Below are 12,470 nucleotides of genomic sequence, written 5' to 3'. Positions count from 1 at the left end.
CCACAAGCCGCATGACAGCCCAGCGCATTTACGACACCGTGGCCGACGACTTCAGCCGCGTTAATGACCTGATCATCCAGCGGCTTTCCTCAGATGTTCCCCTGGTGGAGAAAATTGCCCAGTACATCATCGAAAGCGGCGGCAAGCGGTTGAGGCCCCTGCTGGTTCTGCTTTCCAGCCAGGCGGCGGGCTACGGCCAGAACGATCACCTCAAACTGGCCGCGGTGATCGAATTCCTGCATACCGCCACCCTGCTCCACGACGACGTGGTGGACACCTCGGACATGCGCCGGGGCCGCAGCACTGCCAACGCCCGCTGGGGTAACGCCCCGAGTGTACTGGTAGGTGATTTCCTTTACGCCCGGGCGTTCGAGATGATGGTGGAGCTCAAAAGCCTGCCGATCATGGAGGTTTTATCCCGCGCGACGGCGGTGATCGCCGAAGGCGAAGTCATGCAACTGATGAACGTGAAAAACCCGGACCTGACCGAAGACCAGTATATGCAGGTCATCCACAACAAGACCGCCATGCTGTTTGAAGCCGCCTCCCATACCGGAGCCCTGCTCGCCAACGCCAATGAGGAGCAGGCGCTGGGACTGAAGAACTATGGCAAGCATCTGGGCCTGGCGTTCCAGCTGGTGGACGACATACTGGATTACCGGGGCGATGCCGAGGCCATGGGCAAGAATGTCGGCGATGACCTGGCCGAGGGCAAGACCACCCTGCCCCTGATTCACGCCATGGCCCACGGCACGGAAGACGAACGCCAGCTTATCCGTCAGGCCATCCGCAAGGGCGGGCTGGATGAGCTGCCCCGCATCCTCGAGATCGTTGAGCGCTCAGGTGCAATCGAATACACCATGACTCGAGCCCGGGAGCAGGCCGCGTTGGCCGCCAGCTGCCTGAAATGCCTTCCCGAAACAGCACACAAGGAAGCGATGGTGTTGCTGACTGATATTGCGGTTGCGCGGGTTAGCTAGCGCGCTGTTTCGCAAGCGGTCTATCGGATTACGGCTTCGCCTAACCCGACCTACGTTTTTATGCCTCGCGTTGACCCCGGGTAGGTCGGATTAGGCGAAGCCGTAATCCGACACTGGTCACCGGCAAGTCACCCCAAGACCTCCCTGCCATGAGGCGATGCAAAATCCAACACCGGCCCCACCGGCACAATCTGTGTCGGGTTGATGGTCCGCTGGCTCACGTAGTAATGGCGCTTTATCTGCCCGATATCCACCGTCTCCGCAACACCCGGCACCTGGTACAGGTCCCGCAGGTAGGCAGAAAGCGCCGGGAAATCGCCGATCCGCTGGCGATTGCATTTGAAATGGCTGAAATACACCGCATCAAACCGGATCAGCGTGGTAAACAGGCGCCAGTCGGCCTCGGTTAACTGGTCGCCGACCAGATAGCGCTGACCAGCCAGTCGGGCCTCAAGCCAGTCGAGAGACTCGAACAGCGCTTCATAGGCCTCCTCGTACCTGTCCTGCGCGGTGGCAAAGCCCGCTTTGTAGACACCGTTGTTGACCGTGTCATAAACCCGGGCGTTCACCTCATCAATCTCGCCCTGCAACGCGGCGGGATAGAAATCCAGATCCGTCCGGACGCCCTCAAGCCCGTCGAACGCCGAATTGAACATCCGGATGATCTCCGCGGACTCATTGCTCGCAATCGTCTGCTTCTCTTTATCCCACAAGGTCGGCACCGTCACCCGGCCGGAATACTCGGGCGCAGCCTTGGTGTAAACCTGGTGCAGAAACCGGAACCCATGCAGGTGATCCCGATGCTGCTCACTGTCCGGCCGGAACTCCCAGCCATTTTCCACCATATCCGGATGCACCACCGACACCGAAATGTGCTTTTCCAGCCCTTTCAACTTCCGGAAAATCAACGTCCGGTGCGCCCAGGGGCACGCCATGGACACATAAAGGTGATAACGCCCGGACTCAGCCTTGAAACCACCTTCACCATCCGGCCCCGGTGAGCCATCGGCGGTCACCCAGTTCCGGAACCGGGCCGCCTCCCGTTCAAACTTGCCACCGGTCTTGTCGGTGTCGTACCACTGGTCATGCCATTTGCCGTCAATTAACAGGCCCATAAACTCCTCCGATTAAAAATCCTGAATGTCTGATACTGTATCTGTGGAGGCCCGCAAGGAGTCTGCCGAGGGTATCGGGGAAGGCCTTTGCAAACCGTGCATTGCCATGGATGGCAATGCCGAGCCCCCCAGGGACGGGTTCACGGCGTGTTTGCAAAGGCCTTCCCCGATACCCGCTGCCCCTCCAGATACAGGAGCGAATCGAAACTAAAGGCAGAATAACGGCGACCCTGCTACCCTCTCAAACAAGCATTTCTGGCCAACAACCTCAGATAATTCGAACATGCATACAGCCATCACCATAGACGCTCTCAAAGTTCTTGACGCCATCGATCGCAAAGGCAGTTTCGCGGGCGCTGCCGGCGAACTTTTCCGGGTGCCTTCCGCCATCAGCTACACCGTCCAGAAGCTGGAGGAAGACCTCAATGTCGCCATCTATGACCGTACCGGTCACCGCGCCAGGCTGACACCGGCAGGCCACTACCTGCTGGAAGAGGGACGCACACTGCTGGAGGCGGCCGAAAACCTTGCCCACACAACCCGCCAGGTTGCCCAGGGCTGGGAGACCAGACTGCGAATCGGATTTAATTCCCTGTTGCCCGCGGAATGTCTGTTCCCGGCCATCCGGGACTTCTACCAGCTTGGCGTACCCGTGGACGTACAGATCGTGGAGGAAGTCTTTGCCGGCACCTGGGATGCCCTGCAAAGCCGGAGGGTCGACCTGATCATTGGTGCCGACAATTTCAGCAAGCCGGCCGGAAACTTTACCACCAGAGCGCTCGGGGAAATGCCGTTCGTGTTCGCCGTTGCCGACAACCATCCGCTGGCAAGTGCCGAGGAGCCTCTTTCGGAAGAGGACATCTCCCGTTACCCGGCCGCCGTAGCCGCCGATACCTCGCGCTCATTGCCGCCGGGCCATGCCGGCATTTTTCGCCGGCAACGAACCCTGACCGTTGCCAACATCGACCAGAAGATTGCCATACAGGTTGCCGGTCTCGGGGTCGGCTGGTTACCCGAGGCACGAATTGGGCGGCAACTGGAGGAGGGAAGCCTGGTTGTGAAGCGGGTTCATGAGGCCCGCCAACCCATCATGCTGCACCTGGCCCGGCATGCTGAAGACCAGGGCAAGGCCCTGATGTGGTTCTGGGACCGGCTCAGCAGGGACGATGTAGTCAAACCGGCACCAAAGGAAGCTCTGTGATGCGACAGTTGTCGGAACTCGATGCGTCTTTCCTGTATCTGGAATCGGAAACCACCCCGATGCACATCGGCGGGATCTACCTTTTTGATGCCAGTCAGAGGGCTGCTCCTCTGGCGTTCAGCACCTTCGTGGCCTACCTTCGCAGCCGGCTGCACGTGGTCCCGGTATTCCGCCAGCGGCTCAAGGAGATCCCGCTGCGCCTGAGCCGGCCCTACTGGATTGATGATCCGGACTTCAGCATTGAGCGCCACCTTGCCTACGTCAACCTCGGTGAATACGGCCGTAAATCCAGCCTGATGGCACTGGCTTCGAAAATCCTCGAGGAGCCCCTGAAAAGAGACCGGCCGCTTTGGCACATCACCTTTGTGGATGGTTTCAGGCTGGATGACCGGGATGATGGCGCCGAGGGTTTTGCGCTCATTGTCAAACTGCACCATGCGGCCATTGATGCCTTCAGCGGCGAGGAAATCATCGGGAAGTTGCTCGAGTACACGCCCGAACCGCGAGCGATAACACCACCGCGCGCCTGGCAACCCCGCCCGGAGCCCTCCAGTGAGCGGGTTGTGCTGCAGGCCGGCGCCAACATGCTTCGCACCCCTCTGCAGCTCACCTCGCTGGCGGCCAGCGCGGCCCAGGCCACCGCCCGGGGGCTGATTCAGAAACAGCTGCGTAAACTGCCGCTGCCACTGCCGCTGTTTTCTGCGCCACACAGCCCGTTTAATCGCCAGATAACCGCGAACCGGCAAATTATCGCGGCCAGCGTGGCGCTGCCTCGCCTTAAAACGGTGAAGGCATCGCTCGGAGATGTCACCCTGAATGATGTGGTGCTCGGCCTGTGCGCCGAGACGCTCCGCCGCTACCTGACCGCCGAAGGTGCGGATAACCGCAAATCCCTGGTGGCCATGACACCGATTTCCGTGCGCTCCAAAAGCCTGCGCCGGGCAACCGGAAACCAGATGTCCGCCATGCTGCTGGACCTGGCTACCGACGAGCCAAACCCGGCGCAACGAATTCGACGGATCCACTGGAATGCCGTGGCGTCGGAACCCTACCGGGAGGCCATAGCGGCCGACCGGCTCACGGAACTGCTGCCCTCGACCATGCTGGCCCTGTCTGCGCGACTTTACTCGGAATTGCAGATTGCCCAGCGTTACCAGCCGGTCTTCAACCTGCCGATCACCAACGTTCCGGGGCCCCAGGTGCCGCTGTACCTGCAGGGCGCGCGCCTGGTTCAGCAATACAACACGGCGCCGCTATTCGACAGCATGGGGCTGGTGATCGTCGCAGTGAGCTACGAAGGGAAGCTCACCCTCAACTTCACCACCTGTCCGGACGTGGTGGCCAACGGGGAGTCATTGCAGGCACATGTCGACGAGAGTCTGCACGCGATTGAGGAAGCGGTGCACCGGCTCGGGACTGAGGCCAGTCATGATTCGCCAACTTCGGCCAGTTCAACCCAGACCCTGGCAGATGATGCCATGACAGCCCTGGAGGGCATTCTGAGGAAGGCTCTGAATCGCTTCCGAGCCTGAATCTGGCCCGGAAGCGATTGCTGTACGATCAGGTGTTATTCAAACGCCCAACGGAGAAACGTTTTTTTCTCCTCATCGCTGGCGGTTTTCCAGATTGCCTTGAGCTGGTCCAGAGCACTGCCACTGCTGCCGACCGTGCCATCTGAAGGCGAGCCGGGGATCGGTGTCCGGGATGCCATGGCCTGATCCGCCGCAGTCCAGTCAGTAGAACTGGCGACTGTCTGGCCAGACGAAGACACGATGGCGGCGGAAAACTCAGGCATCATACGCTCCGCTTCCTGCCGGGAATCCGGTTTGGGGAATTCGAAATGATAGGTTTCGCCGGCTTCAGCCTCAAAACGGACCACCTGGGGTTGACTCTCGATCACGTGAACTTTCGATTCGCCGTTACTGACCACCCCGGTTTTTGCCCAGATCGTTTTGTAGACAAAGACCACCTGGTTTTCGCCGGGCAGCAGAGCGTAATCCAGAGCCAGATCCTGCATCAGAAAGTTGGTCATGTCGCGGCCATTAACCCGGGTAACCCGGATTTCACCCGGGGTCTTCAGTGTGGCTGCGCTCGCTGCGGCCTGGGGATTTCCCTCCCAGGTCTCCACGACACTGACACCGGAAGCGCAACCCACCAGGGCCATCGCAAGCAATACGGCCAGCCCGGCGCGAAGGCCTGTAACATGCTTATGCCCGCCTCGCAGTGCAGACGTGAAAACACGGTAAACGTGACAGATGCTCATTCAATCTCCTTGATGATGGGAAACAAAACTGGTTGAGGCTCGCGCCAGATCGCTAACATTCTGACGAGTGCATCTGACAAGAGCAAGACAATGGCAGAGCGCTGTCGGCCTTTGCCGCTCTGCGGTCTCTGATCCTGATTGAGACGTACCCCGTAAAAATGTAAAAAAATGTTGAATTTATCCCGGATTGGATTAATTTTAGACAGATCGGCACTCATCAACGCGGCGCCCGATAACCAGAACATAAAAACGGGCACAGGAGACATCATGGATACCCAATGCAGGACCGGAGAAGAAGGGCCGGTTCCCTTTCGCAGCAGCCGATTCTTCTGCGTAGGGAGCAAATGGTACTTCACCACCCGGGAAGGGTTTGACAGTGGTCCGTTTGCCTCACGGGAGCGCGCCGAAACTGGGCTGAAGCGCTTCCTACACGTTGTTCGGTTGTTACCCGAAGAACAGCAACTGCACTAAATTAACGCCACCAAAGGGAGCCTCTCTGAGGCCTCCCTGCATACCGCCTCATCCCTTGCCCCTGAAATGGTCGAACCCCGACGGCGTGCCGCCAGCGCTACAATCCGTTCCGTCCAGATACAGCCCAGCTTCCGCCTGGATAACACCAATCACTGATAACTGGCGTTTGACGCTCTCCGGCATAGCACCCCAGCGATCCTCCGGAAAAGTCAGGCACAACTCGTAATCGTCACCGGAGCGCAGCGCATGGGCCACGGAGGCATCCCCCTTGAGGCGCGCCAGCGAGGGAGAAACCGGCAGCCGCGCACTGTCGAGGCTGGCGCCAACACCTGAGGCCTGAAGAATATGGCCGAGGTCGGCCAGCAAACCGTCAGAAACATCAATGGCGGCACTGGCAAAACCCCGCACCGAGCGTCCCAGTTCGAGCCTTGGCCGTGGCCGGTGATAGCGGTCCAGCATGGCCGCCATGTCCGGGGTGGGCGCTGGCTCGGCGAGATACTCCAGGGCAGCGCCGGCGTCGCCAAGGGTGCCGGATACCGCAACAAGGTCACCCGGCCGCGCACCTGTGCGGCGAATGGCGGTGCCCTCGTCCACGGTTCCGTGCACCTGAAGCGTAAGCGTTAGCGGGCCAGAGGTGGTATCTCCTCCGGCCAGAGCCAGACCGAACGCGTCACTGGCCGCTCTGAGCCCCTCGGCAAAACCGGCCAGCCATTGTTCGTCTGCTGCCGGCAGGGTCAGTGCCAGGGTGAAGCATTCGGGATCCGCCCCCATGGCAGCCAGGTCACTGGCCGCTGCAGCCAGGGCACGCCAGCCAAGGTAATCCGGGCGATAGTATTTGGGGAAGTGGACGCCTTCAACGAGGGTGTCCACGGAAAAGACAAGATCCCGGCCTGCGGGAATTCGCTGAATCGCGCAGTCATCCCCCGGCCCCAGAATCAGGGACCGGGACTTACCCTGCCCGGCGAGCGGCAGAAAATAACGCCGGATCAGCTCAAACTCACCCATCAGCCTAGCGGGAACGGGAGCGGGTCTCGGCAAGCCGGAGGCGACCGCTCAGCTTGTCGAGGATACTGTTGACAAACTTGTGGCCTTCGGTGCCGCCGAAGCGCTTGGCCATTTCGATGCCTTCGTTGATCACCACCTTGTAGGGCACATCGAGGCGGTGCTTCAGTTCATAGGCCCCGAGCCGGACAATGGCCAGTTCCACCGGGTCCACCTCGTTGATCGGGCGATCGAGGAACGGCTCGATCAGCTTGTCCAGCTCGCCCTGCTCCCGGTGAACGCCACGGAGCAGATCGCGGAAGTACAGCAGGTCGACCTTGCTCGTGTCATTGTCGACCATGAATTCGGCCTCAATGTCGGAAATGGCCGTCTTGCTGAAATGGCGCTGATACAGCCCCTGCATGGCCAGGGCCCTGGCACGGCGTCGATCACCGGCTTTCGGCTGTCCGGTCGGTGCCGGCTGCGGTGATGTACCTTCTGTGTCGCTCATTACTCACCCAGCTTCTTGAACAGGCTGACCATTTCAAGGGCCGTGATGGCCGCTTCAGCGCCTTTGTTACCGGCCTTGGTGCCGGAGCGCTCGATGGCCTGCTCGATGGAATCCACCGTCAGCACACCAAAGGTCACCGGCACATCGGAATCCAGGCTGACCGCACCGAGACCGCTGGAGGCTTCGCCCGCAACGTATTCAAAATGTGGCGTACCACCACGAATCACAGCTCCCAGCGCAATGATGGCGTCGTACTCGCCGGTTTCAGCAACACGCTTGACCGCCAGGGGCATCTCATAGGCGCCAGGCACACGGACAATGGTGACGTCATCATTGGAAATGCCGTGGCGACGCAGGGTATCCAGCGCGCCTTCGACCAGGCTTTCCACGACAAAGCCGTTGAAACGGCCAACCACCAGCGCATAGCGGCCAGTGCACTCGGTAAAATCACCTTCAATTACTCTGATATCTGCCATCGATGGCTCCTTCACGGGTCGCGGCATAACGGCCGCGGCCGGGTTTATCATTCAGGGGTATAGGGGACGTATTCAACCACTTCCAGATCAAAGCCGGATATGGCGGAGAACTTGATCGGCGGGCTCAACAGGCGCATCTTGCCCACACCGATATCCCGGAGAATCTGGGAGCCAGTACCCACGGTAAAATACACACCGGAGCTGCCCTTGCCCGAGGATCCCTGCTCTCCATCAAAAAATTCGTGGATGCGGTCTTCGAGGTTGTAGCTGTCTTCGGCACTGTTCAGCAGAACCACCACGCCCCGGCCTTCCGCTGCCACTTTCTCCAGGGCATGGTGCAGGGGCCAACTGCGGGAATCCTTGCGGCGGGCACCCAAAAGGTCTCTCAGGGTATCCGTGATGTGAACCCGCACAACAACCGGATCATCCGGCGTGATATCGCCCATCACCATGGCCAGGTGCGTCGCTCCCTGGATGTTGTCACGATAGGTGCGCAGACTGAACATACCGTATTCGGTGTCCAGCTCATTCTCTTCGACACACTCAACCGTGCGCTCGTTCATGGTGCGGTAATGGATCAGGTCGGCGATGGTGCCGATCTTCAGATCATGCTCCTGGGCGAACCGCTCCAGATCATGCCGGCGGGCCATGGAACCGTCGTCGTTCATGATCTCGCAAATGACACCCGCCGCTTCACAGCCAGCCAGGGCGGCCAGATCGCAGGACGCCTCGGTATGGCCTGCGCGGCTCAGGACCCCGCCCGGATCCGACATCAGCGGGAAGATGTGCCCGGGCTGTACCAGATCACTGGCCCTGGCGTCCCGGGCCACCGCAGCCTGAACCGTGCGGGCACGGTCGGCCGCAGAGATACCGGTGGTTACACCCACCGCTGCCTCGATGGACAGTGTGAACTTGGTACCGAAACCGGAGGCATTCTGCTGCACCATCAACGGCAGGCCAAGCTGCTCGCAGCGGTCCCGGGTCATCGGCATGCAGATAAGGCCACGACCAAAACGGGCCATGAAGTTGATGGCCTCGGCCGTGCAGTGCTCGGCAGCCATCACCAGATCGCCCTCGTTCTCGCGATCCTCGTCATCCATCAGGATCACCATCTTGCCCTGGCGAATGTCTTCAATGATGTCTTCAATGCTGTTCAGTGCCATATGGTTTTGCACCCTTGCGGAGCTCCGGCAGCCGCTTGCTGATGGAGCCTCCTGAATGTATGGATTACCGGCGAGCGAGAATCAGGCGCTGATCTTCTCCCACCTGGCGTCGGTCCAGAACCTTCCATTGTACTTTATCTGCCATGGTTTCCAGTGGCAGGTGCGCGGTCGGCCGCCCGGTGCTGCCGAGGAACACGGGGGCCTGATAGAGCCAGAGCTCGTCCACCAGGTTTTCGCTGATGAACGTGCCGGCCAGGGTCGGGCCCGCTTCGACCAGCAGTTCGTTGATGCCAAGCTCGCCCAGGGCGTCCAGCAGTTCGGCCAGATCAACGCCGTTGTCTTTCCATGCCACGCCGGTCAGGCTGATACCCAGCGCCGCCAGATCCTGGGCCGGGGCCGTCGCCAGCGTTGACGATGCGCAAAACACCTGCACATTACCGCCCTGCAGTATTTTTGCTGAACAGGGCGAACGCGCATCCCGGTCGGCGATCACTCTCAGGGGCTGCCGCGACGGCTCGGTGGCATCGCCGATATCGCCCAGCTCCTCACGGCGAACTGTCAGAGACGGATCGTCGGCCAGAACCGTACCCACGCCGGTCAGAATGGCATCGCTGATTGCCCTCAGGCGCTGGACATCCCGGCGCGCATCAGAACCCGTTATCCACTGGCTCTCGCCCGACGCCATGGCGGTGCGGCCATCCAGGCTGGCGGCCATTTTCAGTCGCACCCAGGGCCTGCCTGTCGTCATGCGCTTCATGAAGCCCGGGTTCAGGCGCGCCGCCTCATCCGCCAGCAGGCCTTCCGTAACACGAACGCCAGCTTCCCGGAGCATCTCCAGTCCGCGACCGGAAACCGACGGGTTCGGGTCTTTGGTCGCCGCGAAAACGTGGGCCACCCCCGCATCAATCAGCGCCCGGGCACAGGGCGGTGTACGGCCGAAATGACTGCACGGCTCAAGCGTTACATAAGCCGTCGCCCCCCGGGCATCCGGGCCAGCCTGGCTCAGGGCCCGGACTTCAGCATGGGCTTCGCCGGCACGTTCATGCCAGCCTTCGCCAAGTATCAGATCGCCCCGGGCAATAACGCAACCAACCCGTGGATTGGGGTGCGTCGAATAACGACCGCGCCAGGCGAGCTGGACAGCCCGGGCCATCATCGCCCTGTCGCGGTTTTCGATCATGGCTTTCCTTCGGGCGAATGGTTGTCCGCCAGCGCCTTGGCAACATCAACGGCGGTATCGCCGTTGCTGGCCGACAGCCGCTCGATTTCTTCCTTGAACTCATTGATGTCCTGGAAGCTGCGGTAGACCGAGGCAAAGCGGACGTAGGCCACCTTGTCGAGCTGGCGCAATTCGGTCATCACCTCTTCGCCCAGTTGCATTGATTTCACTTCCCGCTCTCCGGTCGCTCGCAAGCGGTATTTGATGCGGTTCAGTGCGGCATCGATCTGCTCAATGCTGACCGGCCGCTTTTCCAGCGCCTTCATCAGCCCGGAGCGCAGCTTTTCCTCGTCAAAAGGCTGCCGGGTGCCGTCCTGCTTGACCACCCGGGGCATCACCAGCTCGGCGGACTCAAAGGTGGTAAACCGTTCACGGCACGACAGGCACTCCCTGCGACGGCGCACCTGATCACCCTCGGCCACCAGCCGCGAGTCAATCACCTTGGTATCTGCTTCACCGCAAAAAGGACAATGCATAGTCAGGAGCTCCGGCGAGGCAGCCGGACGGATCAGGTATCAATCCGCCCGGCTGCTCTTGCCTGTTGTCGGCTGTCAGAGATTCAGCCGTAGACAGGGAAGCGGGCACACAGAGCACTGACCTGCTCACGGACCCGGCTGTTTACCGCTTCATCTTCCAGATTATCGAGAATGTCGCAGATCCAGCCGGCCAGATCGCGGCACTCGGCCTCACCAAAGCCACGGGTGGTGATCGCCGGCGTGCCGATGCGCAGACCGGACGTTACAAACGGGGAACGGGGATCGTTGGGAACCGCATTCTTGTTCACGGTGATGTGCGCACGACCCAGGGCGGCATCGGCGTCCTTACCGGTGATGTCCTGCTTGATGAGGCTCAGCAGGAACAGGTGGTTCTTGGTACCACCGGAGACAACGTCGAACCCGCGCTCGACGAACACTTCCGCCATGACCGAGGCATTCTTCACCACTTGCTGCTGGTAGGACTTGAACTCATCGCTCATGGCTTCCTTGAAGCACACGGCCTTGGCAGCAATCACGTGCATCAGCGGGCCACCCTGGCCGCCGGGGAACACCGCGGAGTTCAGTTTCTTCTGCAGATCGGCGTCATCACAGGCCAGGATCAGGCCGCCACGGGGACCGCGCAGGGTCTTGTGGGTGGTGGTTGCAACCACATGGGCATGGGGCACCGGATCCGGGTAGACACCGGCGGCCACCAGGCCGGCAACGTGCGCCATGTCAACAAACAGAAAGGCGCCCACCTTGTCCGCGATCGCGCGGAAACGGGCAAAGTCCAGTTCCTGGGAATAGGCAGAGAAGCCGGCAATGATCATTTTCGGCTTATGCTCTACCGCCAAGGCTTCCACTTCGTCGTAATCAATCAGCCCGGTTTCCGGGTTCAGGCCGTACTGGACGGCATGGTAGATCTTGCCGGAGAAGTTGACGCTGGCGCCGTGAGTCAGGTGGCCACCGTGGGCCAGGCTCATGCCGAGAACGGTATCGCCGGGCTTGAGAAGCGCCATGAACACGGCGGAGTTGGCCTGGGAGCCGGAATGCGGCTGCACGTTGGCGTAGGCGGCACCAAACAGTTCCCTGGCGCGGTCAATGGCCAGCTGTTCGGCAATATCCACAAACTCGCAGCCACCGTAGTAGCGCTTGCCGGGGTAGCCTTCGGCGTATTTGTTGGTCAGCACGCTGCCCTGGGCTTCCATCACCCGGGGGCTGGTGTAGTTCTCGGACGCAATCAGCTCGATATGAGCTTCCTGACGCTTCTCTTCCGCCTGCATGGCGTTCCAGAGCTCGTCGTCAAAGCCGGCGATTTTCATTTCACGATTAAACATGGATGCGCTGCCCCTGTGTGCTTGGCTGGCCCGGAGAGCTTTGGCAATCTCCGCAGGCTCCCTGAAAAATTGGGCCGCTATTCTATCTTAGAAACGGGTGAAAAATCATCTTTTATGCCGTCCGCAGATACCGGCATGCGGCCGATTCCGGTTGCTGCTCAATTGCTATCACTGGCAGGTTTCGATACCTTACCGGATCAATAGCACTAGGTCCGATCAAGGTCGGCGGGGCTGGCCTTCGGGGATCGTCAAAATCAGGGATGATTTTGTCGAGCGT

Annotated in this window: 14 protein-coding genes; 4 read left to right on the top strand and 10 right to left on the bottom strand. The window is 60.5% G+C overall.

The features are described from left to right. Window positions 1-11: 11 nt before the first annotated feature. Entirely contained in the window at window positions 12-980 is a 969-nt protein-coding gene (gene ispB, locus msub_RS19975) for an octaprenyl diphosphate synthase (protein WP_048497851.1), read from the top strand. 128 nt (window positions 981-1,108) lie between these two features. On the opposite strand, the gene msub_RS19970 is transcribed toward ispB, so the two are convergent. Then, window positions 1,109-2,095 carry a glutathione S-transferase family protein gene (locus msub_RS19970; RefSeq protein ID WP_048497850.1) on the bottom strand — a complete coding sequence of 329 codons (987 nt, stop codon included), beginning with the start codon at window positions 2,093-2,095 and terminating at the stop codon, window positions 1,109-1,111. 283 nt (window positions 2,096-2,378) lie between these two features. Between msub_RS19970 and msub_RS19965 the strand changes: the two genes are divergently transcribed. Together msub_RS19965 and msub_RS19960 are read left to right on the top strand one after the other, a co-directional pair. Further along, the gene (locus msub_RS19965) at window positions 2,379-3,296 is read left to right on the top strand and encodes a LysR family transcriptional regulator (RefSeq protein WP_048497849.1); all 918 of its coding nucleotides are present in this window, start codon (window positions 2,379-2,381) and stop codon (window positions 3,294-3,296) included. After that, the gene (locus msub_RS19960) at window positions 3,296-4,828 is read left to right on the top strand and encodes a wax ester/triacylglycerol synthase family O-acyltransferase (RefSeq protein ID WP_048497848.1); all 1,533 of its coding nucleotides are present in this window, start codon (window positions 3,296-3,298) and stop codon (window positions 4,826-4,828) included. Before msub_RS19965 ends, msub_RS19960 begins: the two co-directional genes overlap by 1 nt. Before the next feature lie 35 nt (window positions 4,829-4,863). On the opposite strand, the gene msub_RS19955 is transcribed toward msub_RS19960, so the two are convergent. Together msub_RS19955 and msub_RS19950 are read right to left on the bottom strand one after the other, a co-directional pair. Continuing rightward, window positions 4,864-5,559, bottom strand: coding sequence for a DUF2057 family protein (locus msub_RS19955; RefSeq protein ID WP_082146595.1), 696 nt, complete (start codon window positions 5,557-5,559; stop codon window positions 4,864-4,866). Further along, window positions 5,556-5,777 carry a hypothetical protein gene (locus msub_RS19950; protein ID WP_156182841.1) on the bottom strand — a complete coding sequence of 74 codons (222 nt, stop codon included), beginning with the start codon at window positions 5,775-5,777 and terminating at the stop codon, window positions 5,556-5,558. The genes msub_RS19955 and msub_RS19950 overlap by 4 nt, the downstream gene beginning before the upstream one ends. Between msub_RS19950 and msub_RS22305 the strand changes: the two genes are divergently transcribed. Beyond that, the gene (locus msub_RS22305) at window positions 5,728-6,030 is read left to right on the top strand and encodes a DUF6316 family protein (protein WP_319803337.1); all 303 of its coding nucleotides are present in this window, start codon (window positions 5,728-5,730) and stop codon (window positions 6,028-6,030) included. The genes msub_RS19950 and msub_RS22305 overlap by 50 nt on opposite strands. A gap of 48 nt (window positions 6,031-6,078) precedes the next feature. Here the strand turns inward: msub_RS22305 and thiL are convergent, their stop codons facing one another. The 7 genes from thiL to glyA form a co-directional block, all read right to left on the bottom strand. Continuing rightward, entirely contained in the window at window positions 6,079-7,035 is a 957-nt protein-coding gene (gene thiL, locus msub_RS19940) for a thiamine-phosphate kinase (protein WP_048497845.1), read from the bottom strand. Window positions 7,036-7,039: 4 nt separating this feature from the next. Continuing rightward, window positions 7,040-7,522, bottom strand: a complete 483-nt coding sequence (gene nusB, locus msub_RS19935) for a transcription antitermination factor NusB (RefSeq protein ID WP_048497844.1) — start codon at window positions 7,520-7,522, stop codon at window positions 7,040-7,042. Continuing rightward, a complete protein-coding gene (gene ribH / locus msub_RS19930) occupies window positions 7,522-7,998 on the bottom strand; it encodes a 6,7-dimethyl-8-ribityllumazine synthase (protein ID WP_048497843.1) in 477 nt (158 codons plus the stop codon). The genes nusB and ribH overlap by 1 nt, the downstream gene beginning before the upstream one ends. A 47-nt stretch (window positions 7,999-8,045) precedes the next feature. Next, window positions 8,046-9,161, bottom strand: coding sequence for a bifunctional 3,4-dihydroxy-2-butanone-4-phosphate synthase/GTP cyclohydrolase II (gene ribBA / locus msub_RS19925; protein WP_048497842.1), 1,116 nt, complete (start codon window positions 9,159-9,161; stop codon window positions 8,046-8,048). Between the two features lie 64 nt (window positions 9,162-9,225). Next, complete coding sequence (gene ribD, locus msub_RS19920) at window positions 9,226-10,341, bottom strand: bifunctional diaminohydroxyphosphoribosylaminopyrimidine deaminase/5-amino-6-(5-phosphoribosylamino)uracil reductase RibD (protein WP_048497841.1); 1,116 nt, start codon at window positions 10,339-10,341, stop codon at window positions 9,226-9,228. Continuing rightward, window positions 10,338-10,856, bottom strand: a complete 519-nt coding sequence (gene nrdR / locus msub_RS19915) for a transcriptional regulator NrdR (RefSeq protein ID WP_048497840.1) — start codon at window positions 10,854-10,856, stop codon at window positions 10,338-10,340. The genes ribD and nrdR overlap by 4 nt, the downstream gene beginning before the upstream one ends. Window positions 10,857-10,939: 83 nt before the next feature. Then, window positions 10,940-12,193: a serine hydroxymethyltransferase gene (gene glyA, locus msub_RS19910; RefSeq protein ID WP_048497839.1), complete on the bottom strand. Its 1,254-nt coding sequence runs from the start codon at window positions 12,191-12,193 to the stop codon at window positions 10,940-10,942. Window positions 12,194-12,470 lie beyond the last annotated feature (277 nt).

It is taken from the genome of Marinobacter subterrani (assembly GCF_001045555.1).
In the GTDB taxonomy this organism is placed as follows: domain Bacteria; phylum Pseudomonadota; class Gammaproteobacteria; order Pseudomonadales; family Oleiphilaceae; genus Marinobacter; species Marinobacter subterrani.
The sequence above is the reverse complement of the archived record's forward strand: the minus strand, read 5'-3'. Positions and strand labels throughout refer to the sequence as shown.